The organism is Mesorhizobium sp. WSM2561 (genome assembly GCF_000513915.1).
Taxonomy (GTDB): Bacteria; Pseudomonadota; Alphaproteobacteria; order Rhizobiales; family Rhizobiaceae; genus Mesorhizobium; species Mesorhizobium muleiense.
On sequence record NZ_AZUX01000018.1, the window covers coordinates 132,679 to 155,731 of the forward strand.

Annotated in this window: 26 protein-coding genes and 1 pseudogene; 21 read left to right on the forward strand and 6 right to left on the reverse strand. The window is 63.8% G+C overall.

Annotated elements, in window-relative coordinates:
• Positions 1 to 26 precede the first annotated feature (26 nt).
• From odhB to lpdA, 3 genes are all read left to right on the forward strand, one after another.
• The gene (gene odhB / locus M727_RS0117240; RefSeq protein WP_027153715.1) at positions 27 to 1,334 is read left to right on the forward strand and encodes a 2-oxoglutarate dehydrogenase complex dihydrolipoyllysine-residue succinyltransferase; all 1,308 of its coding nucleotides are present in this window, start codon (positions 27 to 29) and stop codon (positions 1,332 to 1,334) included.
• A 44-nt stretch (positions 1,335 to 1,378) separates the two neighbouring features.
• On the forward strand, positions 1,379 to 1,897 hold the full coding sequence (locus M727_RS0117245) for a hypothetical protein (RefSeq protein ID WP_051505638.1): 519 nt from the start codon (positions 1,379 to 1,381) through the stop codon (positions 1,895 to 1,897).
• An 83-nt stretch (positions 1,898 to 1,980) separates the two neighbouring features.
• Positions 1,981 to 3,387, forward strand: a complete 1,407-nt coding sequence (lpdA, locus tag M727_RS0117250) for a dihydrolipoyl dehydrogenase (RefSeq protein ID WP_027153717.1) — start codon at positions 1,981 to 1,983, stop codon at positions 3,385 to 3,387.
• 719 nt (positions 3,388 to 4,106) lie between these two features.
• Here the strand turns inward: lpdA and M727_RS0117255 are convergent.
• Positions 4,107 to 5,189, reverse strand: coding sequence for a TraB/GumN family protein (locus tag M727_RS0117255; RefSeq protein ID WP_027153718.1), 1,083 nt, complete (start codon positions 5,187 to 5,189; stop codon positions 4,107 to 4,109).
• 113 nt (positions 5,190 to 5,302) lie between these two features.
• The gene (locus tag M727_RS0117260; RefSeq protein ID WP_027153719.1) at positions 5,303 to 6,241 is read right to left on the reverse strand and encodes a tyrosine recombinase XerC; all 939 of its coding nucleotides are present in this window, start codon (positions 6,239 to 6,241) and stop codon (positions 5,303 to 5,305) included.
• Positions 6,242 to 6,373: 132 nt separating this feature from the next.
• Between M727_RS0117260 and rimM the strand changes: the two genes are divergently transcribed.
• The gene (gene rimM, locus M727_RS0117265) at positions 6,374 to 6,973 is read left to right on the forward strand and encodes a ribosome maturation factor RimM (RefSeq protein WP_027153720.1); all 600 of its coding nucleotides are present in this window, start codon (positions 6,374 to 6,376) and stop codon (positions 6,971 to 6,973) included.
• Positions 6,970 to 7,668, forward strand: a complete 699-nt coding sequence (gene trmD / locus M727_RS0117270) for a tRNA (guanosine(37)-N1)-methyltransferase TrmD (RefSeq protein WP_027153721.1) — start codon at positions 6,970 to 6,972, stop codon at positions 7,666 to 7,668. The genes rimM and trmD overlap by 4 nt, the downstream gene beginning before the upstream one ends.
• Here the strand turns inward: trmD and M727_RS0117275 are convergent.
• A complete protein-coding gene (locus tag M727_RS0117275; RefSeq protein ID WP_027153722.1) occupies positions 7,650 to 8,402 on the reverse strand; it encodes a sulfite exporter TauE/SafE family protein in 753 nt (250 codons plus the stop codon). The genes trmD and M727_RS0117275 overlap by 19 nt on opposite strands.
• Before the next feature lie 331 nt (positions 8,403 to 8,733).
• Here M727_RS0117275 and rplS point away from each other — a divergent pair, with 331 nt between their 5' ends.
• The 5 genes from rplS to leuC all read left to right on the forward strand — a co-directional run bounded on the left by rplS (position 8,734) and on the right by leuC (position 13,778).
• Positions 8,734 to 9,273, forward strand: a complete 540-nt coding sequence (gene rplS / locus M727_RS0117280) for a 50S ribosomal protein L19 (RefSeq protein WP_027153723.1) — start codon at positions 8,734 to 8,736, stop codon at positions 9,271 to 9,273.
• Between the two features lie 261 nt (positions 9,274 to 9,534).
• Complete coding sequence (locus M727_RS0117285) at positions 9,535 to 10,332, forward strand: transporter substrate-binding domain-containing protein (RefSeq protein WP_027153724.1); 798 nt, start codon at positions 9,535 to 9,537, stop codon at positions 10,330 to 10,332.
• 250 nt (positions 10,333 to 10,582) lie between these two features.
• The gene (locus tag M727_RS0117290; RefSeq protein WP_027153725.1) at positions 10,583 to 11,398 is read left to right on the forward strand and encodes an amino acid ABC transporter permease; all 816 of its coding nucleotides are present in this window, start codon (positions 10,583 to 10,585) and stop codon (positions 11,396 to 11,398) included.
• Positions 11,399 to 11,455: 57 nt separating this feature from the next.
• A complete protein-coding gene (locus M727_RS0117295; RefSeq protein ID WP_027153726.1) occupies positions 11,456 to 12,091 on the forward strand; it encodes a class I SAM-dependent methyltransferase in 636 nt (211 codons plus the stop codon).
• 277 nt (positions 12,092 to 12,368) lie between these two features.
• A complete protein-coding gene (gene leuC, locus M727_RS0117305) occupies positions 12,369 to 13,778 on the forward strand; it encodes a 3-isopropylmalate dehydratase large subunit (RefSeq protein WP_027153727.1) in 1,410 nt (469 codons plus the stop codon).
• A gap of 65 nt (positions 13,779 to 13,843) precedes the next feature.
• Here the strand turns inward: leuC and M727_RS0117310 are convergent, their stop codons facing one another.
• Positions 13,844 to 14,155: a hypothetical protein gene (locus M727_RS0117310; RefSeq protein ID WP_027153728.1), complete on the reverse strand. Its 312-nt coding sequence runs from the start codon at positions 14,153 to 14,155 to the stop codon at positions 13,844 to 13,846.
• Between the two features lie 70 nt (positions 14,156 to 14,225).
• Here M727_RS0117310 and M727_RS40100 point away from each other — a divergent pair.
• Positions 14,226 to 14,442, forward strand: a pseudogene (locus M727_RS40100) (GGDEF domain-containing protein); the annotation flags it as partial.
• A 76-nt stretch (positions 14,443 to 14,518) separates the two neighbouring features.
• A complete protein-coding gene (locus tag M727_RS0117320) occupies positions 14,519 to 15,739 on the forward strand; it encodes a GGDEF domain-containing protein (protein ID WP_027153730.1) in 1,221 nt (406 codons plus the stop codon).
• Here the strand turns inward: M727_RS0117320 and M727_RS0117325 are convergent.
• On the reverse strand, positions 15,723 to 16,091 hold the full coding sequence (locus tag M727_RS0117325; protein WP_027153731.1) for a hypothetical protein: 369 nt from the start codon (positions 16,089 to 16,091) through the stop codon (positions 15,723 to 15,725). The genes M727_RS0117320 and M727_RS0117325 overlap by 17 nt on opposite strands.
• A gap of 229 nt (positions 16,092 to 16,320) precedes the next feature.
• Between M727_RS0117325 and M727_RS0117335 the strand changes: the two genes are divergently transcribed.
• The 6 genes from M727_RS0117335 to M727_RS0117360 all read left to right on the forward strand — a co-directional run bounded on the left by M727_RS0117335 (position 16,321) and on the right by M727_RS0117360 (position 21,284).
• Positions 16,321 to 16,665 carry a hypothetical protein gene (locus M727_RS0117335; RefSeq protein WP_027153732.1) on the forward strand — a complete coding sequence of 115 codons (345 nt, stop codon included), beginning with the start codon at positions 16,321 to 16,323 and terminating at the stop codon, positions 16,663 to 16,665.
• A 387-nt stretch (positions 16,666 to 17,052) separates the two neighbouring features.
• Positions 17,053 to 17,472 (forward strand): succinate dehydrogenase, cytochrome b556 subunit, encoded by a 420-nt coding sequence (gene sdhC, locus M727_RS0117340; protein ID WP_036262513.1) that lies wholly within the window; start codon positions 17,053 to 17,055, stop codon positions 17,470 to 17,472.
• Between the two features lie 2 nt (positions 17,473 to 17,474).
• The gene (gene sdhD, locus M727_RS0117345; protein ID WP_023800580.1) at positions 17,475 to 17,870 is read left to right on the forward strand and encodes a succinate dehydrogenase, hydrophobic membrane anchor protein; all 396 of its coding nucleotides are present in this window, start codon (positions 17,475 to 17,477) and stop codon (positions 17,868 to 17,870) included.
• A gap of 4 nt (positions 17,871 to 17,874) precedes the next feature.
• Entirely contained in the window at positions 17,875 to 19,713 is a 1,839-nt protein-coding gene (sdhA, locus tag M727_RS0117350; RefSeq protein ID WP_027153734.1) for a succinate dehydrogenase flavoprotein subunit, read from the forward strand.
• 64 nt (positions 19,714 to 19,777) lie between these two features.
• Positions 19,778 to 20,557 (forward strand): succinate dehydrogenase iron-sulfur subunit, encoded by a 780-nt coding sequence (locus M727_RS0117355; RefSeq protein WP_023800578.1) that lies wholly within the window; start codon positions 19,778 to 19,780, stop codon positions 20,555 to 20,557.
• Between the two features lie 88 nt (positions 20,558 to 20,645).
• On the forward strand, positions 20,646 to 21,284 hold the full coding sequence (locus M727_RS0117360; protein ID WP_027153735.1) for a DUF480 domain-containing protein: 639 nt from the start codon (positions 20,646 to 20,648) through the stop codon (positions 21,282 to 21,284).
• A 97-nt stretch (positions 21,285 to 21,381) separates the two neighbouring features.
• On the opposite strand, the gene M727_RS0117365 is transcribed toward M727_RS0117360, so the two are convergent.
• Entirely contained in the window at positions 21,382 to 21,807 is a 426-nt protein-coding gene (locus tag M727_RS0117365; RefSeq protein ID WP_027153736.1) for an OsmC family protein, read from the reverse strand.
• Between the two features lie 197 nt (positions 21,808 to 22,004).
• Between M727_RS0117365 and M727_RS0117370 the strand changes: the two genes are divergently transcribed.
• From M727_RS0117370 to M727_RS0117380, 3 genes are all read left to right on the forward strand, one after another.
• Complete coding sequence (locus M727_RS0117370) at positions 22,005 to 22,223, forward strand: hypothetical protein (protein ID WP_027153737.1); 219 nt, start codon at positions 22,005 to 22,007, stop codon at positions 22,221 to 22,223.
• Positions 22,220 to 22,576, forward strand: coding sequence for a YciI family protein (locus M727_RS0117375; protein WP_027153738.1), 357 nt, complete (start codon positions 22,220 to 22,222; stop codon positions 22,574 to 22,576). The genes M727_RS0117370 and M727_RS0117375 overlap by 4 nt, the downstream gene beginning before the upstream one ends.
• 112 nt (positions 22,577 to 22,688) lie before the next feature.
• Positions 22,689 to 23,053: hypothetical protein (locus tag M727_RS0117380; RefSeq protein ID WP_036262525.1), on the forward strand; the 365-nt coding region annotated here is incomplete at its 3' end.

The window sequence follows — 23,053 nt, forward strand, 5'->3', positions numbered from 1 at the left end:
AACCGACAGAAAAACGGACAGGCACAATGGCTACCGAAATCCGCGTCCCCACTCTTGGCGAATCCGTCACCGAGGCGACCATCGGCAAATGGTTCAAGAAGGTGGGCGACGCGATCGCCACCGACGAGCCGCTGGTCGAGCTCGAAACCGACAAGGTAACGGTCGAAGTGCCGGCCGCGGCAGCAGGAACGCTCAGCGAGATCGCCGTCAAGGAAGGCGAGACGGTCGAAGTCGGCGCTTTGCTCGGCATGATTTCGGCGGGCAACGGGGCAAAGGCGGCAGCACCCGAACCCGCGAAGGCGTCAACATCCGAAGCGAAGCAGGACGCGGTATCGCAGGCCTCGGCGCCGACCGCCGCAGCCACCGTAAAGCAAGCCGCGGCCGAGACCGCCAAGATCGCCGGCGATGCCGGGCCGATCGAGGCACGCGCGATGCCGCCGGCGCCAGCGGCGGCGAAGCTGCTGGCCGAGAGCAATCTCGCGGTCGACCAGATCTCGGGTTCCGGCAAGCGCGGCCAGGTGCTTAAGGGCGACGTGCTCGACGCGATCGCCAGGGGCGCTCCGTCGCAGCCTTCCGAGACGCCGAAGGCCCCTGCGCCGGTCGCCGCCCGTGCGCCGTCCTCGGCCGACGACGCGTCGCGCGAAGAGCGGGTGCGCATGACCAAGCTGCGGCAGACCATCGCCCGCCGCCTCAAGGAAGCGCAGTCGACCGCCGCCATGCTGACCACCTTCAACGAGGTGGACATGAGCGCGGTGATGGCGCTCAGAACCAAATACAAGGACGTGTTCGAGAAGAAGCACGGCGTGAAGCTGGGCTTCATGGGCTTCTTTACCAAGGCCGTCACCCATGCGCTGAAGGAAATCCCTTCCGTCAATGCCGAGATCGACGGCACCGACATCATCTTCAAGAACTACGCCCATATCGGCGTCGCCGTCGGCACCGAAAAAGGCCTCGTCGTGCCGGTGGTGCGCGACGCCGACCAGATGGGAATAGCCGAGATCGAGAAGGAGATCGGCCGGCTGGGCGTCGCCGCGCGTGACGGCAAGCTTTCCGTGGCGGATATGCAAGGCGGCACGTTTACGATTTCCAACGGCGGCGTTTACGGGTCGCTGATGTCGACGCCGATCCTCAATGCGCCGCAGTCGGGCATCCTGGGCATGCACAAGATCCAGGAGCGGCCGGTGGTGGTCGGCGGCCAGATCGTGATCCGGCCGATGATGTATCTGGCGCTCTCCTACGATCACCGCATCGTCGACGGCAGGGAAGCGGTGACCTTCCTGGTGCGGGTCAAGGAAAGCCTGGAGGATCCGGAACGGCTGGTGCTCGACCTCTAGGGCCGGTCGAGGTGAGCCGGAGAATGGATCTGCGCCACCGAATGATGACCAGTTCCGCGCATTTCCGGTCCAGGGTGTTTTTCGCAGCTGTGCTCGCGGCCGGCGTTGCGCAGACGGGATCGGCAGCCTTAGCCGCCTGCCCGCTCGAGCTCGCCGTCTATCGCGATGCCGAAAGTGCCGCCGAGATCGATTTCAGGCCGACCGGGGGATCGGCGGTCGTCACCAACACCTTCAAGATGGTGCTCGATAACGATGTCGTGCTCGACGGGATCGTCATGTGGACGCAAGGCGTGGCGCGGCCGCATGGTTCGCTGATGTACAAATGCCCGACAGGTGACGTCACCGGCGACGAGCTCGCCGCCTGCACGCTGTGGGAGGGGGTCGTCTACAGTGCGGATGACAAGGGCAACATCGCTCTGCTGCCGGCCGAAGGCGTCGACGCGCCGAAGACCCTGATCTTTCCCGACCTTGGACCGTCGCTGCAGAGGTCGACCGCCTATGGCGCCAACGGGTTTTCAAAGGTGCCGTGGGATGTTTTTTCGCTGAAGGGCTGTCAGGAATGAGCGCGGCCAAAAAAGTGCTGCTGGTAACTAGCGGCGGCCGCTAATCCCAGTCAAGGCTGAGTGCCAGACCAGAAGGACAAATCATGGCTTATGACGTCGTTATCATCGGATCGGGACCAGGCGGCTATGTCTGCGCCATCAAGGCGGCACAGCTCGGCCTGAAGACGGCGGTGGTCGAGAAGAACCCGACCTTCGGCGGCACCTGCCTCAATATCGGCTGCATCCCGTCCAAGGCGCTGCTGCATGCCTCCGAGATATTCGCCGAGGCCGGTCACTCCTTTGATACCCTCGGTGTCGAAATCAGTACGCCGAAGCTCAATCTGGAAAAGATGATGGCGCACAAGGACGCGACAGTGGCGTCCAACGTCAACGGCGTCGCCTTCCTGTTCAAGAAGAACAAGATCGACAGCTTTCGCGGCACCGGCAAGGTCCTGTCCGCCGGCAAAGTGTCGGTGACCGGCGAGGACGGCAAGGTCGAGGAAATCGAGACCAGGAACATCGTCATCGCCACCGGCTCCGACGTCACCGGCATCCCGGGCGTCAAGGTCGACTTTGACGAGAAAGTGATCATGTCCTCGACCGGCGCGCTGTCGTTAGACAATGTGCCGGGCCACATGGTGGTGGTCGGCGGCGGCGTCATCGGGCTGGAGCTCGGCTCGGTATGGGCGCGGCTCGGCGCCAAGGTGACCGTCGTCGAGTTCCTCGACACCATTCTCGGCGGCATGGACGGCGAGGTCGCCAAACAGTTCCAGCGCATGCTGTCCAAGCAAGGCATCGAATTCAGGCTCGGCGTCAAGGTGACCGGTGTCGCCAAGGCCAAGAAGGGCGCCACCGTCACCTTCGAGCCGGTCAAGGGCGGCGCGGCCGAGACGATCGAGGCGGATGCGGTGCTGATCGCGACGGGACGCCGGGCCTATTGGGACAGTCTCGGGCTGAAGGAGGCCGGGGTCGAGGTCGACGAGCGCGGCCGGGTCAAGACCGACGGCCATCTCACGACCAATGTCCCCGGCATCTACGCCATCGGCGACGTCATCGCCGGGCCGATGCTCGCCCACAAGGCCGAGGACGAGGGCGTGGCGGTGGCCGAGATCATCGCCGGCCAGGCCGGCCATGTGAATTACGGGGTGATCCCGAACGTCGTCTACACCAGTCCGGAAATCGCCTCGGTGGGCAAGACAGAGGAAGAGCTGAAGGCGGCCGGCATCGACTACAAGGCCGGCAAGTTTCCGTTCAGCGCCAATGGCCGGGCGCGCGCCATGCTGCACACCGACGGCTTCGTGAAGATCCTGGCGGACAAGCAGAGCGACCGCGTGCTCGGCGTCCACATCGTCGGCTTCGGCGCCGGCGAGATGATCCACGAGGCGGCGGTGCTGATGGAGTTCGGCGGCTCGTCGGAAGATCTTGCCCGCACCTGCCACGCTCATCCGACGATGTCGGAAGCGGTGAAGGAAGCGGCACTGGCGACCTTCTTCAAGCCGATCCACATGTAGGCCTTCCCAAGGAACTCCGGCAGCCGTCCGACGGCTCAACGCAAAACGGCCCGCTTTTCAGCGGGCCGTTCGTATTTGAAGTCAGCAGCCGATCACTGCGGGGCTGGTGCGGGCGCCGGAGCAGGTGCTGGCTCTGTAGGTGCCGGAGCCGGAGCTGGCTCCGGAGCAGGCGCTGGTTCTGCTGGCGCCGGAGCGGGAGCTGGTTCTGCCGGGGCAGGTGCAGGCTCTGCAGGGGCCGGGGCAGGCGTCGGTTCAGCGGGCGCTGGCGCCGGGGCCGGCGTGGTTGCAGCCGGCGGTTCACCAGGCTCTGGCGCCTCACCGCTTGTTCCAAAAATATAATAAGCGACGATGGCCAGGATAACGACGACCAGGGCAATCAGCCAGCCGGTGCTGCCGCCACCCGACTTGGGAGGGGGGGTCGGAGTGGTGTACGGGTCGTTTGGATTCGCCATAAAAGTGTCCTCCGTGGATGAAAAGTATCAATCAACACACATCAACGCGCAATCGTTGAACAGGTTTCACGCTAGGAATCGAAAACGCCGAAAACAGGGCATTCTTCGCCGGGAATCGTTTGTCTGCAAGCACTTTACTCGCAAAACTGACCGTGATCGAGCCAAATTAGACCTTTCGACCGTCCTGTACTGAGACAAACCTCGGGCGAGTCGGGCAAAGCGTAGCCTCGAATCACGCCTTGCCGGGTCTGCAACTCGACCGTGCAACTAGTCGACGGCGGTGACAGTGTAGCCGGCCTTGCGGAAATCCTCGACCAGGCCTTCGGCGCCCGGAAGGTGCAGAGCGCCGACCGCCATGAACACGTTGCCCTTGGCGAGGATCGGCCTGGCATGGTCGATCATCACCTTGTTGCGGCTGGTGATCATGATTTCCTCGAAGGCGGCATAGCTTGCCGAATCGTCTTCGTCGCCGGGAAGGACGGCACGAAACAGCGGCCAGAGCATGCCGGTGTCGCCGCGCTGGTAAAGCACGATCATGGTTTCATTGACGTCGTTCACCCGGTCGCCGAGCTTCAGGGTGTCGACGAGGCCCCTCATGTGAAACGCAAGCGGCAGCGAGGCCATGGCGCGAAGCTGGTCGGCGACGGTCTCCAACCCATCGACGGCCTTGCCTGAGGCTTTGGCGTCCTCTGCAAGCTTGATGTCGAGCACCGGCGTGCCGCCGGCCTGGCGGGCCAGTTCACAGGCCGGGAGCGCGACCATGGTCGACAGCATCCACGGCTTCATCTTGGCAACGCTCGCCGGTGGAATGCCGCGCGCGTCGAGCGCCTTGTTCACCGCCGCCGCATCGTCCGGCGACAGCAACGAGGACAGCGTGGTGCTGTCGGTGAACATCATCAGCTCCGGCTCTCTCAGGAACGCCGCCATCATCTTCTGCTTGTCGAGCACCTCCGTGGTCTCGATGACGACAGTGTCGGCGGCGTCAAAGGCCTTTTGCGCGGCGGGCGGCAGCGCGGTCACGCGCGGGTCGGTCATGTGCATGGTGCCGAACAGGAAGGACGGTCTTTCGCCCGCCTTTTCCAGTTTCCACAACAGGCCCTTACCGTTCGGTGTCGCGGCCGCTTCCGTCTCGATCTTGCGGTAGGCGGCCGGGTCGTCCTTCTGCAAGGCGGACAGCATGTCGGCGCCGGCGCAGACCTGGGTTTCAGCCCCTGGGGTTTCAGCGCGGGCCCTGCCGGCGGCGAGCAGCGCGATGACGAGGAAAGAGAGGAAAAACAGGACGTTCAGCGCGACGAGCAGCTTCAGCGAAGCAAAGGCAGTGCGGTCGGCGATGGCAATGACGCGTTTCATGGCTCGCTTTTAGAGACAAAGAACGGCGAAACGGTTAACCGGCGCGGCAAAATTGTCTCGGACATCGTTCCACGGCGCATACCCTGGCTGCAACTTGCGAAATCATGCGTCGGCTACGCCCGCGGGTGGGCCGCTTCATAGATTTCGAGCAGCCTCGCGGTGTCGACGCCGGTATAGATCTGCGTCGTCGACAGGCTGGCGTGGCCCAAAAGTTCCTGGATGGTGCGCAGGTCGCCGCCGCGCCCAAGCAGATGTGTGGCGAAGGAATGGCGCAACGCATGCGGCGTGGCGGTGTCCGGCAGATTGAGCGCCGAGCGCAGCTTGGCCATGTCGCGCTGGACGATGGCCGGGTTGAGCGGGCCGCCGCGGGCGCCGCGAAACAGCAGACCCTTCGGATCGAGATGATAGGGGCAGAGCCGGCGGTATTGGGCGATCGCCCGCAGCGCGATCGGCAGCACCGGCACCAGCCGCGTCTTGCCGCCCTTGCCGGTGACGCGCAGCACCGTTTCACCAGGCGACGACAGATCGGCGCCGGACAGGCCGAGCGCCTCGGAAATGCGCAGGCCCGAGCCGTAGAGCAGCGTCAGCACGGCGGCGTTGCGGGCGGCGATCCACGGCTGCTCCGCCAGCTGGCCTTCCACCGAAACGACGTGTTTCGCATCGCTTGCCGTCAGCGGCTTGGGCAGCGACTTCGGCTGCCGCGGCGCGCGCAGTGCCGCAGCACCCGCCGCATTAACGAGGCCGCGCCGCTCCAGAAAGCGCAGCAGCGAGCGGATGCCGGCGAGCCCCCGCCCGAGCGTGCGGGCGCCGGCGCCTCCGGCGCGGCGGGCGGCGAGAAAGCCGCGCAGATCGGCCGGGCGCAGATCGGCGATATCCGAAATGCCGGGCGAGCCGCCGCAATGGCTGGTCAGGAAGTGCAGGAACTGGCGGGTGTCGCGCTCATAGGCTTCCACGGTTTCGGGCGACAGCCGGCGTTCGCGCGCCAGCATCTTCAGCCAGCTTTCGCGGGCCGCCTGAAGGTCTGGCTTGGCCGGGATAAGGAATTCCTGCATTGCGCTCTTCCGATATGCCGCTCTTCCATTTCCGGGCGATCTTCCGGCAGCCGGGTTAGGAAGCGGTGAAGAGCCGCGTCATTGAAATGACAAGAGCGTGGAGCTAGAGCAAGGCAAAGGATTTTTCCACCGATGACCAAACCGCAAAACCCCGTCCAGATGGCCGTGATAGGCGCCGCCCACGGCATCAAGGGCGAATTGCGCGTGAAAACCTTCACCGGCGATCCGCTGGCGCTGGCCGACTACGGGCCGCTCTATGCCAGGGACGGCCGCGCCTTCCAGATCGTCGACATCAGGCCGGCCAATAACGTCGTGGTGGTGCGCTTCAAGGGTATCAGCGACCGAAACGCTGCCGAGGCGCTCGCCGGCACGGAATTGTTCGTCGACCGCTCGGTGCTGCCGGACGACGGCGAAGAGGACGAATTCTATCATGCCGATCTCGTCGGGCTGGCGGTCCGCGACAATACCGGTGCCGACATCGGCAAGGTCGTCGCCGTGCATAATTTCGGCGGTGGCGACATTCTCGACGTGACTTTGGCGGGGCGCAAAGGCGTCCTGATCCCGTTCACGCAGGCTGCCGTTCCTGACGTGTCGATCAAGGACGGCTACGTCCGCATCGATCCGACGGCGGCGGGCTTGATCGATGACGAAGACAGCGATGCTCCCGGCGGCGACGGCTTCGACCCAAAGGGCAGGCCGCGTGGGCCGAAGGACGCCGGGGGCAACCGGTGAGTTTTTCCGCCTCGGTGCTGACGCTCTATCCGGAGATGTTTCCCGGCGCACTCGGCGTGTCGCTGGCCGGCCGGGCGCTGGAGGCCGGCACATGGTCGCTGGAAACAATCCAGATCCGCGATTTCACCACCGACCGCCATCGCACCGTCGACGACACGCCGGCCGGCGGCGGCGCCGGCATGGTGATGCGCGCCGACGTTTTGGCCAAGGCGATCGACCATAGCTCGCCACCGGGCGATCCACGGCCACGGCTGCTGATGAGTCCGCGTGGAAAACCGCTGACGCAGGTGCGTGTGCGCGAACTGGCCGCCGGGCCGGGTGTCGTCATCGTCTGCGGACGCTTCGAAGGCGTCGACCAGCGGGTGATTGACTCGCGGGGGCTGGAGGAGGTCTCGGTCGGCGACTTCATCCTCTCCGGCGGCGAGCCGGCAGCGCTGGTGCTGCTCGACGCCGTGGTGCGGCTGTTGCCCGGCGTGATGGGCAATACGGTGTCGGGCGATGAAGAGAGCTTTGAAAACGGCCTGCTCGAACATCCGCACTACACGCGGCCGCAGGAATTCGAGGGCCGGCAAATCCCCGAGGTTCTCACCTCAGGCAATCACCAGAAGATCGCCGCCTGGCGACGCGCCGAGTCGGAAAGATTGACGAAGGAGCGGCGGCCGGACCTGTTAGCCGCTCAGCCCCTGGTGAAGTAATAGAAGGCAAGAAAAACGCCGACCCCGACGACGAAGCCGCGCACGGCAATTTGCGGCACGCGCTTGGCGATCCAGACGCCGGCATAGCCGCCCAGCGCGCCGCCCGGTATCATGACGATCGCCTGCCGCCAGGCGATGACGTCGCCGGAGACGAAGACCAGGATGGCTACTGCCGCGATGACCACGGCCAGCAGGTTCTTCAGCGCGTTGAGGCGGTGATAGTCGCCGGCCTGGGTGAGACCGAGCGTCGCCAGCATCATGACGCCCATGCCGGCGCCGAAGAAGCCGCCATAGACGGCGGTGGCGAACTGCGCCAGGGAACCGACCAGCGAACCCACGGCGGCCTCACTGCCCGGCTTGGGCGCCGGCTTCAGCCACGGCCCGGCGGCGAACAGCGCAGTTGCCGCGAGCAGCAGCCAGGGCACCAGAACGCGGAACGACGGATTGTCGAGCGCCAGCAGGATGAGCGCACCGGCCAGCGCGCCAAAGGCCGAGATAAGGCCGAGTAGCAGCGCTGTGCGCCAGAAATGCTTGATGTCGGACCAGTAGGCCAGCGTCGAGGTGACGTAGCCGGGAAATTGCGTCAGCGACGAGGTGGCGTTGGCGACGATCGGCGGCAAGCCGACCAGCGACATGGCGCCAAAAGTTATGAACGTCCCGCCGCCGGCTATGGCGTTGACGGCACCTGAGAGAAAGCCCGCGAAAAAGAGCAGGGCCGCATCGAGAACTGGCATGGAGGGTGTTGCCGCCGGAGGAAAGTCACGTTCTGCCCGACTTAAAAAGCTTGGGCCTTCAACGCAACCCCTGTGCCGGAAGATTGCGACGTTGACCAACGACCAAAAAAGAACGCGGCAAAGGCGTGACAAAGCGTCGAAATAGCTGTATGTGCGCGCCGAACCGGGAGAAATCTGCCGGACCCGTCAACAATGACGGTGTAGTCGCCCCTGCCCGATGTTCTCGAACCCAGATGTTCTCGAATAAAGGGCATAGCCGAGCGGTCAATGGAACTGCAAGGCGAGTGTCGGACGCTCTGACTGTCGGAAGAACAAGAAATGGATTTTTGAGATGGATATCCTCCGTCAGCTCGAGGCCGAACAGGCCGCCAAGATCGAAGCCAAGCGCAAGCTTCCCGAATTCCAGCCCGGCGACACCGTACGCGTCCAGGTCCGCGTGACCGAAGGCACCCGCACCCGCGTACAGGCCTATGAGGGCGTCGTCATCGCCCGCGCCGGCGCCGGTTTCCAGGAGAATTTCACCGTCCGCAAGATTTCCTACGGCGAAGGCGTGGAGCGCGTGTTCCCGGTCTTTTCGCCGATGGTCGAAGGCGTCGAGATCGTGCGCCGCGGCAAGGTGCGTCGCGCCAAGCTTTACTACCTGCGCGATCGTCGCGGCAAGTCGGCCCGCATTTCGGAAAACACCGGCGTGCGCGCCCGCAAGCTGAACGATGAGGAGCGCGATGCGCTGAACGCCGAAAAGGCCCGCATCGAGGCCGAGAAGGTGGCCGCCGCCCAGGCGCTGGCCGCCGAGAAGGCCGCGCAGGAAGCCGCCGAGAAGAAGGCCGCCGACGAGGCCGCCAAGGCCGAGGAAACCGCTGCCGCCGAATAAGGCGTCTTCAACAACCATGTGTCGGAAAGGCGGCTTCGGCCGCCTTTTTTTGCCTCGCGGAATGGGTTTCGATTTTGCCGGGCCGCGTTCGGTGCGCAATCGAAACGGACCGTTCGGTAACGTCCTGAATGCATCGAATCCATTTTCGCGCGAAGCCGCATCAAGCCGGCTTGCAAGGCGCCTGCGGAAAGCTAAAGTCGGCGCCGGATTTTCTTGCAAGCCTCGACCATGTCGAGGCCGTTCAAATGCTCGGGGTGTACCATGATCAAATCGAAACTGCTGTTGGCCGGCCTGTTGGCTCTGGTACTTGCGCCCGTCGCCGCCCTGGCGCAGGCGCTGCCCGATCTCGGCGGCAAGAAGGTGGTGGTGGTGACGGAAAACGCCTATCCGCCGCTGCAGTTCATCGACGCCAAAACCGGCAAGCAGATCGGCTGGGAATATGACGCGATGAACGAGATCGCCAAGCGGCTGAATTTCCAGGCCGAGTACCAGAACACCTCCTGGGACGCGATGATCCAGGCGGTTTCCGACAACCAGTACAACATCGGCATGACCGGCATCACCATCAAGGACGATCGCAAGCAGAAGGTCGATTTCTCCGACCCCTATATGCGCTCGGAACAGTTCATGCTGGTGCGCGGCGACGAGAAGCGCTTCACCGACGCCAAGACGCTCGGCGCCTTCAAGGACGGGCTGATCGGCGCGCAAGCCGGCACCACGCCGTTCTACACCGCTGTCTACAGCGTGCTCGACGGCAATGAGCAGAACCCGCGCATAAAACTGTTCGAGACGTTCGGCGCCACGGTGCAGGCGCTGAAGACCGGCGACGTCGATGTCGTGCTGACCGACGGCACTGCCGGCAAGGGCTATGTCGAGGCGTCCAATGGCGGGCTGAAGCTGATCGGCGGACCACTCGGCACCGAGGATTTCGGCTTTATTTTTCCGAAAGGCTCGGATCTGGTGAAACCGGTCAATGCGGCCATCGCCGCGCTGAAGGCCGACGGCACGCTCGATGCGCTCAACAAGAAATGGTTCCTTGATTACAAGATGGGGCAGTAGGACTTTTGTCGCGGACGTTGCGGGACGCGCAGGAACTCGCGCTGACTCTGCGCCCGTGCACCCCCCTCTGTCCTGCCGGACATCTCCCCCTCAAGGGGGGAGATTGGCTTTCGCATCGGCTTTCGCCAATTTTCAGCGTTGCAGAATGGGCGGCGACGTCAAGGCTGCCGATCTCCCCCCTTGAGGGGGAGATGGCCGGCAGGCCAGAGGGGGGTGGCTTGGCGCGACGTTGGTTCGTCGGCGCGCCCTGATGGCAACGCCCGCATCCTCCACCGCCAAGTCCGACTTCCCCTGGTGGCTCGCCGTGGCCGCGGCGCTCGCCCTGGCAGCGGCTATCTTCATCGCCGCAAGCGACCTCTATGCCCAGGTTTTCGCGACCGTTGCCAAGGGCATCGGCATCACCGTGTTCGTCACAATGGTCGCCTTCGCGCTGGCCTCGGCGATCGGGCTCGGCATTGCGCTGATGGGCCTGTCGGGGTCGCGCTGGCTGCGCCAGATCGCTCGCTTCTATGTCGAGATCATTCGCGGCGTGCCAATGCTGGTGCTGTTGTTCTGGATCGCCTTCGCCGGCGCGCCGGCCTTCGTCGCGGGATGGAACGCGCTGACGGCGCCGCTGCAAAGCGCCGGCCTGTTCGGCGAGCTAATGATACGCGACGTATCGTTGCTATGGCGCGCCATCATGGCGCTGACCATCGGCTATTCGGCCTTCATCTCGGAGGTCTTCCGCGCCGGCATCGAGGCGGTCGAGAAGGGCCAGATCGAGGCGGCGAAGGCGCTGGGGCTGACGCGCACCCAGCGTTTTCGGCTGATCGTCTTTCCGCAGGCGATCCGCACCATCCTGCCGCCCCTCGGCAATGATTTCGTCGCCATGGTCAAGGATTCCTCGCTGGTCTCGGTGCTCGGCGTCGCCGACATCACCCAGATGGGCAAGATCTATGCAGCCGGCTCGTTCCGCTTCCTCGAGACCTATTCGATCGTCGCTTATATCTATCTCATCCTGACGGTTGGCCTGTCGCTGGCCTTGCGGGCGCTGGAGAAGCGGCTGCGCCGCCAGCATGAGCAATAACCGGCAGGCGAAGGCGGCGCTACGATTGCGGCCAATACGTTTTGGAGGGTCAGTTCCATGAACATCGACAAAGCCAATGCGGCGCTGGATGCGGTCTATACGGCCGACACGCCGGAAGCGCTTGCCAAGGCCTACGCCGCCTGGGCTGCGACCTATGACAGCGAAACCGCCGCGCTCGGCTACCTCCTGCCGTTCCTGGTCGCCGCCTGGGTGGCGCGTCATGTGCCGTCAGGCGAAGGGCCGTTGCTCGACGCCGGCTGCGGCACCGGCCTGTCGGGACCGTCGCTCAAGGCGCTGGGCTATGAGGACATCGCCGGGCTCGACCTGTCGGCTGAGATGCTGAAAATCGCTGGCAGCCGGCAGGCTTACAGCGAGCTGAAGCAGGCGATGCTCGGCGATCCGCTGCCCTGGCCGGACGGGTATTTCCGCGCCTTCTTCTCGACCGGCGTGTTCACCATCAGCCATGCACCGGCCTCCGGCCTGCATGAACTGGTGCGCATCACCAGGAAGGGCGGCCACGCCATCTTCACCGTTCGCGACCAGATTTTTGCGAGCGGCGGGTTTCAGGCGACGTTCGACGAACTGGAGCGGGCGAAAAAATGGCGGCCGGTCGAAGAAAGCCCGTGGTTCCGCTGCTACGCGATCGCCGAGCCCGAGGCGCTGGTGAAGACATTTGTGTTCGAGGTGGTTTGAAGCGCCTTCTTCCTTCTCCCACAACAAGGGGAGAAGGCAGAGCCGCGCCAGGCAGCCGCAATTGCCGAAAAGTCAAAACATTGATATGAGCCACGCCATGGAACAGCTTTTTGGCGATCCGGCTTACAAGGGTTTTGTGCTGCAGGACAGAAAACGCCTGCCGTCGCGATTCTCGGCGCGCGTTTCCGGCGCTCTGACCAGCCGACTTCGCTAGGCCGTGTTCGCCGGCTAGCCGGCGCCAGTCACTTCCCATTTTCATATCGACGGATTTACGCACATGAGCGCACCGCGCACCCTCTACGACAAGATATTCGACGACCATGTCGTCGACCGCCAGGACGATGGCACCTGCCTGCTCTATATCGACCGTCACCTCGTCCATGAAGTGACCAGCCCGCAAGCTTTCGAAGGCCTGCGCATGACCGGCAGAAAGGTCCGCCATCCGGAAAAGACGCTGGCCGTGGTCGATCACAATGTGTCGACCTCGCCCGAGCGCAAGTTCGGCATCAAGAACGAGGAAAGCCGCATCCAGGTCGAGGCGCTGGCCAGGAACGCCAAGGATTTTGGCGTCGAATACTATTCCGAGAAGGATATCCGCCAGGGCATCGTCCACATCATCGGCCCGGAGCAGGGTTTTACGCTGCCCGGCATGACCATCGTCTGCGGCGACAGCCACACCTCGACGCATGGTGCTTTCGGCGCGTTGGCGCACGGCATCGGCACGTCGGAAGTCGAGCATGTGCTGGCCACGCAGACGCTGATCCAGCGCAAGGCCAAGAACATGCTGGTGCGCGTCGACGGCGTGCTGCCGGAAGGCGTCACCGCCAAGGACATTATTTTGGCGATCATCGGCGAGATCGGCACTGCCGGCGGCACCGGCTACGTCATCGAATATGCCGGCGAAGCGATCCGCGCGCTGTCCATGGAAGGCCGCATGACCATCTGCAACATGTCGATCGAGGGCGGCGCCCGGGCCGGCCTGATCGCGCCTGACGAGACGACCTTCGCCTATGTCAAGGACAAGCCGCGCGCGCCGAAGGGCGAGGCATGGGACGCCGCGCTCGCCTACTGGAAGACGCTGCAGTCCGACGAGGGCGCGCATTTCGACAAGGTGGTCGTGCTCGACGCGGCGAAACTGCCGCCGATCGTCTCCTGGGGCTCCTCGCCCGAGGACGTCGTCTCGGTCCAGGGCATCGTGCCGAACCCAGACGATATCACCGATGAGAACAAGCGTACGTCCAAGCAGCGCGCGCTCGACTATATGGGCCTGACCCCAGGCACCAAGATCACCGATATCGCGCTCGACCGCGTCTTCATCGGCTCCTGCACCAACGGCCGCATCGAGGATCTCCGCGCTGTCGCCAAGGTGGTCGAGGGCAAGAAAGTCAGCCCTCACGTCGATGCGATGATCGTGCCGGGCTCCGGTCTGGTCAAGGAGCAGGCGGAGGCCGAAGGTCTCGACAAGATCTTTGTCGCCGCCGGCTTCGACTGGCGCGAGCCGGGCTGCTCGATGTGCCTTGCCATGAACGACGACCGGCTGAAGCCGCATGAGCGCTGCGCCTCGACCTCGAACCGCAATTTCGAGGGCCGCCAGGGTTTTAAGGGCCGCACCCATCTGGTGTCGCCGGCGATGGCGGCGGCGGCGGCGATCGCCGGCCATTTCGTCGACATCCGCGAGTGGAAATAACTCGGGGCTGCCACAGTCCGTATTTGACGATATGCGAGAACCCCGAACCGCGATGCGGGTTTTCTTCACCCCGGGCGCCTCACGATCTCATGGAATTGCTCACGCCGGCCGGGTTGCTCCGCGGCGACCACCAGGGCCAGCTGCCGTTCGTCGAACAGCTTGAACCATTCGTCCCATTCGACCAGTTCGTAGCCGCCCGCGTTGACCGGGCGTTCGGCCTCATCCAGGTCCTGATAGGCATGCTGGCCGAAGACCAGCCTCAGCATAGCTTGCGTACCTGTTTCGGGCGACACGTCGACGATTGCCGGAAATCCAGCGCGCGCCGCGGCCCATGAGCGAATTGCCTCGTGGTCGGTCAGCATGATCGTATCGGCCATGAAAGTGTCTCCTGGTTGCTGCCGGAAAACGCCGGCCGCGGTTTCAAGTTCCGTGCAGCAGCTTCATGGCGTCGATGGGCTTTCGCCCGGCACAAGAAGTAAACGCGAGCTTCGGGGTGGCGGCCCGAACCGGCGAGGAAGGGCTGGAGCCGCTGATGCGCCGCGCCAACGAGGCGCTTTACAGGGCCAAAAGGAACGGCCGCGACAGCGTGCGGCTATCTGATGAACGGCCTGCCTATGAACGGTCGGAAACGGTGCTCGTAGTGGAACCGCTCAAAGCCGGCTGATCATCTGCGCCTGGGGCCACGTTAACGTCTTTTTCGCCCGTTCGTGATTTGCTGTCGCTGGGAGTGATAGAACCACATGGGCGGCGCAGAGTTCATTCTTGCAATCAACCTGCTCGTCGCCGGCCTACTGGCGGCTGCCTTCATGATCATCTCGTTTTATGATGTGGCGCGCGCGTCGGCTCGCTGGCTGGTCTTCGGATATCTGCTCGGGATGGCCTACTTCGCCATCGAGTTCAGCATTCCACTCTTCGACAATGCGCGACCCGCGGTCGTCGCGGGCTTCGCGGTTTTCCTTGGCGCCACCATCGCCTTCAATGGCGGGCTTGCGCGTAAATACGGCATGGCGCCGTCTTGGCTGCCGATGCTCGTCTTCCTGTTTGCGGCCACCGCGGTCGTGTATTTTGTGGAGGATTTGCCGCGCCAGTCGCTTGCCCGTATGATGGCCTACCAGCTTCCCTATGCCGCCATGCAGGTGGTCGGCGTCGGCATAGTCTGGTCGTCCAGGCAAAGACGCGACTGGCTCGACCACGCGCTGATGGCCGTTCTGGCGGCCAGCGCCCTGCAATTCGTGAGCAAGCCGTTCATCGCCCATGCATTGGGTGGCTGGGGCGTCAATCCGCAGGCCTATCTGCAGAGCAACTACGCTCTGGTGTCGCAATCGCTTGGCACCGTGTTCGGCATGGCAATCGCGCTTCTTATTCTGGTCATTCTGGTCCGTGACGTGCTCGCCGAGGCGACGTCGAAGTCGGAGACGGACACGCTATCAAGGCTGCTCAACCGCGGCGGCTTCGAACGTCATGCCGAGCTCGCGATGCGTGACGCCGCGCGCAAGGGTATTCCGGTCGCCCTGGTCATCGCAGACCTCGATCATTTCAAGAGCATCAACGACAGTTTCGGCCATGCATCCGGCGACCGGGTCATCGAGGCCTTTGCCGGCTTCCTGCGTGATGCGGCCGCCGACCACCACGTTGCCGGCCGCATCGGTGGTGAGGAATTTGCCATCATCCTGCCGGGAACCAACCTCGCCGCCGCGCGGCTCTTCGCCGAAGGCACGCGCAGCGCTTTCGGGGCCTTGCCGATCGACTGTCTGCCGGCGAACCATCGTTGCACCGCCAGCTTCGGCGTTGCCGAGCTCCACCCGACTGAGAATTTTTCCGACCTGCTGCGGCGCGCCGACGAAGCGCTCTATCAAGCGAAGGGCAGCGGACGCAATTGCGTGCGGATCTCGATAGGATCAATCGCCGCCCGGCAGCCGGCTGTCGCCAATGCCGGGCCGAAGATCAGCGGCAGGGGCTAAGCTCCGGCATCTCGCCGTCGGAAAGCCCGTACATATAGCTGCGGCCCTTGACGAAAACCGGCGGCCTGTAGCAGTCGCGGCTGCTGACATCGTCCGGTTCGTCTTGATAGACGATTTTGGGCTGGTCGGCGCCGATGTAATCCGACAATTCCTTGGCCAATTTGCCCTCGCCAACGAGGATGCGCTTGTAGCCGGCGGCGCTCTCGATGACGAGATTGCCGAAGGAATCGGCATAGACGCGGTCGCGCGTCCCGGCGCGTGCCGGCGCTGCGAAGCCGATGGCCACCGCCACCAGGACGATGGCCATCGAGAGGGGCGCCAGAAGGCGCGATCTGCCTGAATTCGAACGCATGGCGTCTCCGATTTGTCAGAGGCCGAGTCTTGCTCGAATCATAAATTAACCATTTCTTAACCTTTGTTAAGAGGCCAGCCCTGTTGGACGCCAGGTCTCGGCAAACATGGTTAATATCCGCGGCCATCTTTCGGCCATGCTTGCCACCACCATCGCGGCCGGCGCCGAGCGCGACATCGGTGATCTTGGCAAAGCATCGCGGCTGGATTGACGCGTAGGGAGACAGCACATGGCATTAGGCCGGACGTTTCGGGTGACGCTGGCCCTTTGTCCATTGCTGACCACAATAGCCTGCGTGTCTCAGACCAATGCGCCGAAGGCCGGAAATCCGCTCGCCGATTCACCGCAGCCGCGCACCGCGACCTACACTTGCGCCGATGGCGCCAGGATCACCGTCGAAAATCTCGGCACCTCGGTGCGGGTGCTTGGCCCGGACGGCGCCAGCGAGGACCTGCCGGCCTCGCCAGCCAATCAAAACAGCCGCTTCGGCGCGGCGCATGACGCAATCGTGATCGACGGGCGCGACGCGCTGGTGATGAAGGGCGGGAGGACGCCGCTGACCTGCAAGCGTTAGGGGCATGCCGATATTCAGGTAAGGCCGGTCTGCAAATGGTGGATCCCTGCGCTTCCGGTGCTCACGTACCCGAAAGTACGCTCCGCTCCGGTTCTCGGCATTCACCATTTTCGGCGCGGCCTGACCTGAATCTCAAACATGCCCCAAGCCGCCGGACCGGAACCATATACCGCGCTGCAGCGAACGTTGCGCCGGCTTTGGATCGCGCCCTAATCGATTGAAGCCAAACACTGCCTTTTGTCAGACTAAATTACGTTTTCGAAACGATTTTCCGGCTTTGACGCGGTGCAAAAAGAGCATTAGAAACCGGGCTGTCCAAAGTCGCAACCGGAAGCGGTAATGCCGCATTTCCACCTGGGGCTCCAGAGACGCCGAACTGGGGGAGCCATGAGCAAATCACCAGCCACCCGCGAATTTGCCAGACGTGAACGGCCGCTGTCGCCGCATTTGACCGTCTATCGACCGCCGATCACGATGACGATGTCGATCATCCATCGCGTCACCGGTGGGGCGCTCTATTTCGGCACGCTGCTGGTAGCGCTGTGGCTGATGGCGGCGGCGAGCTCGCAGCCCACCTTCGATGCCGTCAACTGGGCCTTCGGCTCGTGGCTGGGGCGGCTGGTGCTGTTGTTCTATACCTGGGCGCTGATGCACCACATGCTGGGCGGCGTGCGCCATCTGATCTGGGACACCGGGGCCGGTCTTGAAAAGGACACGGCCTCCAGGGTCGCCTGGGCGACGCTGGCCGGCTCGATCGTACTGACGCTGCTGATCTGGATCGCCGGCTACATGGCGCGGGGAGCCTGATCGTGAGCCACCACAACACCGACATGCGCACGCCGCTGGCCAAGGTCCGCGGCCTCGGCTCCGCCCGAGAGGGCACGGAGCATTTCTGGCGCCAGCGCCTGACGGCGATCGCCAACATTCCGTTGATCCTGTTCTTCGTCGGCTTTCTGATCGCGCTGAACGGCGCCGGCTATGCACAAGTGCGCGCCGCACTTGCCAACCCGTTCGTGGCGCTGGTCCTGGCCCTGGTGCTGTTGTCCGGGCTCTACCATATGCGGCTCGGCATGCAGGCGATCATCGAGGATTATGTGCATGGCGAGGGCATGAGGCTGGCGCTGCTCGCCCTCAACACATTCTTTCCCGTAGTGGTCGGCGTCGCCTCGATCTTCGCCCTGCTCAAACTGGCATTTGGAGGCTGAAATTTTGGCCAAGGACGCGAACAACGCCAACACGGCGTCCGCCTACAGCTATGTCGACCACAAATTCGACGTGGTTGTGGTCGGCGCCGGCGGCGCCGGCCTGCGCGCCACGCTCGGCATGGCCGAACAGGGCCTGCGCACCGCCTGCATCACCAAGGTTTTCCCGACGCGGTCGCACACTGTCGCCGCTCAGGGCGGCATCGCCGCCTCGCTGTCCAACATGGGCCCCGATTCCTGGCAGTGGCACATGTACGACACCGTGAAAGGATCGGATTGGCTCGGCGACGTCGACGCCATGGAATATCTGGTGCGCGAAGCACCCGCCGCCGTCTACGAGCTCGAGCATTACGGCGTGCCGTTCTCGCGCACCGAAGAGGGCAAGATCTACCAGCGGCCGTTCGGCGGCCACATGATGAATTTCGGCGACGGCCCGCCGGTGCAGCGCACCTGTGCGGCCGCCGACCGCACCGGCCACGCCATCCTGCACACGCTCTACGGCCAGTCGCTGAAGAACAACGCGCAGTTCTTCATAGAGTATTTCGCGCTCGACCTGATCATGGAGCCGGACGGCACCTGCACCGGCGTCGTCGCCTGGAACCTCGACGACGGCACCATCCACCGTTTTTCGGCAAAGATGGTGGTGCTGGCGACCGGCGGCTATGGCCGCGCCTATTTCTCGGCGACCTCGGCGCACACCTGCACCGGCGACGGCGGCGGCATGGCGGCGCGGGCCGGGCTGCCGCTGCAGGACATGGAATTCGTGCAGTTCCACCCGACCGGCATCTACGGCGCCGGCTGCCTGATCACCGAGGGCGCGCGCGGCGAAGGCGGCTATCTCGTCAATTCAGAAGGCGAGCGCTTCATGGAGCGCTATGCGCCGTCGGCCAAGGACCTTGCCTCGCGTGACGTGGTCTCGCGCTGCATGACGCTGGAGATTCGCGAGGGACGCGGCGTCGGCAAGAACAAGGACCATATTTTCCTCCACCTCGACCACCTCGATCCGGCCGTTTTGCACGAGCGACTTCCGGGTATTTCGGAGTCGGCAAAGATCTTTGCCGGCGTCGACCTGACCAAGGAGCCGATCCCGGTGCTGCCGACGGTCCACTACAATATGGGCGGCGTGCCGACCAACTACTGGGGCGAGGTGCTCAGCCCCACCGCCTTGAACCCGGACCAGGTGTCGCCCGGGCTGATGGCGGTCGGCGAAGCCGGCTGCGCCTCCGTCCACGGCGCCAACCGGCTGGGCTCCAACTCGCTGATCGATCTGGTGGTGTTCGGCCGCGCGGCGGCGATCCGGGCTGGCCAGGTGATCGACCGCAACGCGGCGATCCCGTCGCCCAACGAAGCCTCGGTCGACAAGATCATCGACCGCTTCGACCGGCTGCGCCACGCCAACGGCTCGACGCCGACGGCGGTTTTGCGCGAAAAGATGCAGAAGGCGATGCAGGACGATGCGGCGGTGTTCCGCACCCAGGAATCGCTGCAAAGCGGCTGCAAGCGCATTTCGCAGATCTGGGGCGAGCTCAAGGACGTAAAAGTGTTCGACCGCTCGATGATCTGGAACTCAGACCTGGTCGAGACGCTGGAGCTGGAAAACCTGATGGCCAACGCCATCACCACGGTCTACGCCGCCGAGGCGCGCAAGGAGAGCCGTGGCGCGCATGCGCGGGAGGATTTTTCGGCGCGCGACGACGCGAACTGGCGCAAGCACACGCTGTCCCGGCTCAGCGAGGCCGGCGAGGTGTCGCTCAGCTATCGGCCGGTGCACACCGAGCCGCTGCTCAGGGAAGCAGACGGCGGCATCAACCTGGCCAAGATCGCGCCCAAGGCCAGGGTGTATTGATGATGGCCGCCGTAAACGGGACTTGGTCCAGGCTGAAGCTCGTCATCCGAAAGGACCTGAGATAATGGTCGAACTCACCCTTCCGAAAAACTCGAAGATCAAGGCCGGAAAAACCTGGCCGAAGCCGGAGGGTGCGACCAATCTGCGGGAGTACCGCATCTACCGCTGGTCGCCGGACGATGACGAGAACCCGCGCATGGACACCTATTTCGTCGACATGGACGATTGCGGGCCGATGGTGCTCGACGCTCTGCTCTACATCAAGAACAAGATCGACCCGACGCTGACGCTGCGCCGCTCCTGCCGCGAGGGCATTTGCGGCTCCTGCGCCATGAATATCGACGGTTCCAACACGCTCGCCTGCACCAAGGGCTGCGATGACATCTCCGGCGCGATCAAGGTCTACCCGCTGCCGCATATGCCGGTGGTCAAGGACCTGGTGCCCGACCTGACCAATTTCTACGCCCAGCACGCCTCGATCGAGCCGTGGCTGAAGACGGTGTCGCCCGAGCCGGCCAAGGAATGGCTGCAGAGCCATGAGGACCGCGAAAAGCTCGACGGACTCTATGAATGCATCCTGTGCGCCTGCTGCTCGACCTCATGCCCGAGCTATTGGTGGAACGGCGACCGCTATCTCGGTCCGGCGACGCTGCTGCAGGCCTATCGCTGGCTGATCGATTCCCGGGACGAGGCCAAGGGCGAACGGCTCGACAATCTCGAAGACCCGTTCCGGCTCTATCGCTGCCACACCATCATGAACTGCGCCCAGACCTGTCCCAAGGGGCTGAACCCGGCCAAGGCGATCGCCGAGATCAAGAAGATGATGGTGGAGAGAAGGGTTTAGCTTCGGACGGGTTGCTGCAGGGATCATCTCGTCGGTAGTGATCCTTCGCGCCGGCGCTGTCCCGCCGACTTCAAAGGATAGCCGACCCATGACCGATACCGAACTCCCCATCCTCTCTCCCGTCGAAGCGCGCGTGCTCGGTTGCCTGATCGAAAAGAAGGAACTGACGCCCGACATCTACCCGCTGACGCTCAATGCGGCACTTGCCGCCGCCAACCAGAAGACGGCGCGCGAGCCGGTGATGTCGGTCGAGCTTGTCGAGGTGAGACGAGCGCTTGGCCAACTCGAGCACAAGGGGCTGGTCAGGCAGGTCTTTGCCTCGCGTGTCGAGCGCTACGAGCATGTCGTCGCGCAGCGCTTTTCGCTGACCTCGGCGCAGATTGCGCTGCTTGGGCTGCTGTTGCTGCGCGGTCCGCAGACCGCCTATGAATTGCTGGCGCGGAGCGAGCGCATGGCGCGGTTGCCCTCCATCGACGAGCTTCGCAGCAATCTCGACCTGTTGATCGGCCGCAAGCCGCCGCTCGTTCAGCAGATCGACCGTGGTCCCGGCCAGCGTGAGGACCGCTATGTGCATCTCTTGGGCGGGCCTGTACAGCTGTCGGCTGCCGCGGCCCCCTTGCAAGCGCCTTCGCCGGCCTCGGATCTCGAAGCGCGCGTGCAGGCGCTCGAGGAGGAGGTTGCGCAGTTGCGCGCACGCATCGACGCGCTGACCGGCGACGGACGCTGACGACCTTTGAGGCGTCGGAGGGGCGTGAAGGATCGCCGACGCCCTCAAATGAAAACGCCGGCCCTGGAGCCGGCGTTTATCACTTCATGCCATCTGCTCAGCCGAGCTTGGCGTCGAGCGAAACCTTTATGGCGCCGAGCGCCTTCGAGACCGGACACCCGGCCTTGGCCTGTTCGGCCAACTCCTGGAATTTCGCCGCATCGATGCCCGGCACCTTGCCGACCACCGTGAGCGCGCTGCCGGTGATCCCCGTGCCAGGAATGAGCGTCACCACCGCCTTGGCGTCGAGTTCGTCGGCGGGGGTGCCGTTCTCAGCCAGGAAGTGAGAGAACTGCATGGCAAAGCAACCGGCATGTGCAGCGGCGATGAGTTCCTCCGGGTTGGTGCCGGCCTTGCCGCTTTCATCCTCGAACCGCGCCTTGAACGAGTAGGGCGTGGCTTTCAGGGCCCCGCTCTGCGTGTCGAGCGTGCCGTTGCCCTCTTTCAGATTGCCTTTCCAGACGGCGTTTGCGGTGCGGTCCATGAAGTCCTCCTTGATTGTGGTGGCTGAGCCGTGATCGGCGTCTGGTCGACTATAGCGCGCGCGGGCACGAAGGCCACCCGTGCTTTTCGCGCCAATGGCGGCGCGTTAAAAAAAATCCGCGTGCAAAAATGTCGACTTCCATCCGCCTCGACCGTCCTGCGGGCGGCCACGGATTTCGTGGCCGAATGGAGGACACCATGAACAATCTGTTTTCTGCTCACTGGATGGACACCTGCCGAAAGGCGGCTGAATGGGAAGCCGACTGGTTGGATCGGCAGCCTTGCGGTTTCGGTCGACTGCTTGCTGCGGTCGCCATGATAGGGGTTGCGGTATCCCTTCTCGATCATGCGGCGGTCAAAAGCCCGGCTGGGACCTTGGTCGCCAACGGTTCGTCCCAACAAGGAGATGAAAGATGAAATATGTTTGCCTGGTCTATGGCCAGGAAAAAGACCTTTACGCAATGAGCCAGGAGAGGCTGGCTAGGCTCGACACGGACTCGCTCGCCTATGACAAATCGGTGGAGCAAAGCGGCCGGCTGATTATCGCGCAGGCGCTGCAATCGGTAAAAACCGCGAAAACCGTGCGCCGGCGCAAGGGCAAGCGGCTGATCACCGATGGTCCCTTCGCCGAGACCAAGGAGCAATTGCTCGGCTTCGTCATGATCGAGGCGGGGGATATCGACGAGGCGCTGGAGATTGCCGGCGGCATCCCGCTGGCCGAAATCGGCACGATCGAGGTCAGGGCGATCTACAACGTACCGGGATCCTGAACATTATTCCGGTTGCGTCCGGCGGAATCGATTTCTTCGGCGGGCGCAACTTTTGCGTGTTGAAGCGAGACAGCACTTCTCCTATCGTCGCTGCGGTTGGGGGATTTCGGGCATGCATATACTGATTGCTGCAATTGGGCTGTTGGGAGTGGCGGCGTTCTGGTGGTATCGGATGAGGGCCATGAACGATGCGGCGCGCGAGGTCGCGGACGTCGTCGGGCGGGTACAAGGCAACATTCGGCGCAAGAGGTTGCGCAAGCAGGCGGCGCTCTCACCGCTGACGGCGATCGACGATCCGGTCGTGGCGGCCGCGACGCTGATCATCGCCATCATTGCCGAGAACGGCCCTGTCCTGCCGCAGCGCGAAGCCGTGGTTCGGTCGGTGATTTCGGAGATTGCGGACGACAAGAAGACCGATGAGGCCGTGGTCTACGCCAAATGGGCGGCGTCACAGATCGACGATGCCACGATCGTCAT

What these genes read in the sequence shown, in the direction of transcription:
- M727_RS0117320 (WP_027153730.1), top strand. Translation starts at nt 14,519, where the DNA reads ATGGGCGGCGCAGAGTTCATTCTTGCAATCAACCTGCTCGTCGCCGGC.
- odhB (WP_027153715.1), top strand. Translation starts at nt 27, where the DNA reads ATGGCTACCGAAATCCGCGTCCCCACTCTTGGCGAATCCGTCACCGAG.
- M727_RS0117275 (WP_027153722.1), bottom strand. Translation starts at nt 8,402, where the DNA reads ATGCCAGTTCTCGATGCGGCCCTGCTCTTTTTCGCGGGCTTTCTCTCA.
- M727_RS0117295 (WP_027153726.1), top strand. Translation starts at nt 11,456, where the DNA reads ATGAACATCGACAAAGCCAATGCGGCGCTGGATGCGGTCTATACGGCC.
- leuC (WP_027153727.1), top strand. Translation starts at nt 12,369, where the DNA reads ATGAGCGCACCGCGCACCCTCTACGACAAGATATTCGACGACCATGTC.
- M727_RS0117325 (WP_027153731.1), bottom strand. Translation starts at nt 16,091, where the DNA reads ATGCGTTCGAATTCAGGCAGATCGCGCCTTCTGGCGCCCCTCTCGATG.
- rplS (WP_027153723.1), top strand. Translation starts at nt 8,734, where the DNA reads ATGGATATCCTCCGTCAGCTCGAGGCCGAACAGGCCGCCAAGATCGAA.
- M727_RS0117285 (WP_027153724.1), top strand. Translation starts at nt 9,535, where the DNA reads ATGATCAAATCGAAACTGCTGTTGGCCGGCCTGTTGGCTCTGGTACTT.
- M727_RS0117290 (WP_027153725.1), top strand. Translation starts at nt 10,583, where the DNA reads ATGGCAACGCCCGCATCCTCCACCGCCAAGTCCGACTTCCCCTGGTGG.
- M727_RS0117365 (WP_027153736.1), bottom strand. Translation starts at nt 21,807, where the DNA reads ATGGACCGCACCGCAAACGCCGTCTGGAAAGGCAATCTGAAAGAGGGC.
- lpdA (WP_027153717.1), top strand. Translation starts at nt 1,981, where the DNA reads ATGGCTTATGACGTCGTTATCATCGGATCGGGACCAGGCGGCTATGTC.
- rimM (WP_027153720.1), top strand. Translation starts at nt 6,374, where the DNA reads ATGACCAAACCGCAAAACCCCGTCCAGATGGCCGTGATAGGCGCCGCC.
- sdhC (WP_036262513.1), top strand. Translation starts at nt 17,053, where the DNA reads ATGAGCAAATCACCAGCCACCCGCGAATTTGCCAGACGTGAACGGCCG.
- M727_RS0117335 (WP_027153732.1), top strand. Translation starts at nt 16,321, where the DNA reads ATGGCATTAGGCCGGACGTTTCGGGTGACGCTGGCCCTTTGTCCATTG.
- M727_RS0117370 (WP_027153737.1), top strand. Translation starts at nt 22,005, where the DNA reads ATGAACAATCTGTTTTCTGCTCACTGGATGGACACCTGCCGAAAGGCG.
- M727_RS0117375 (WP_027153738.1), top strand. Translation starts at nt 22,220, where the DNA reads ATGAAATATGTTTGCCTGGTCTATGGCCAGGAAAAAGACCTTTACGCA.
- M727_RS0117255 (WP_027153718.1), bottom strand. Translation starts at nt 5,189, where the DNA reads ATGAAACGCGTCATTGCCATCGCCGACCGCACTGCCTTTGCTTCGCTG.
- M727_RS0117245 (WP_051505638.1), top strand. Translation starts at nt 1,379, where the DNA reads ATGACCAGTTCCGCGCATTTCCGGTCCAGGGTGTTTTTCGCAGCTGTG.
- M727_RS0117260 (WP_027153719.1), bottom strand. Translation starts at nt 6,241, where the DNA reads ATGCAGGAATTCCTTATCCCGGCCAAGCCAGACCTTCAGGCGGCCCGC.
- M727_RS0117310 (WP_027153728.1), bottom strand. Translation starts at nt 14,155, where the DNA reads ATGGCCGATACGATCATGCTGACCGACCACGAGGCAATTCGCTCATGG.
- M727_RS0117355 (WP_023800578.1), top strand. Translation starts at nt 19,778, where the DNA reads ATGGTCGAACTCACCCTTCCGAAAAACTCGAAGATCAAGGCCGGAAAA.
- M727_RS0117360 (WP_027153735.1), top strand. Translation starts at nt 20,646, where the DNA reads ATGACCGATACCGAACTCCCCATCCTCTCTCCCGTCGAAGCGCGCGTG.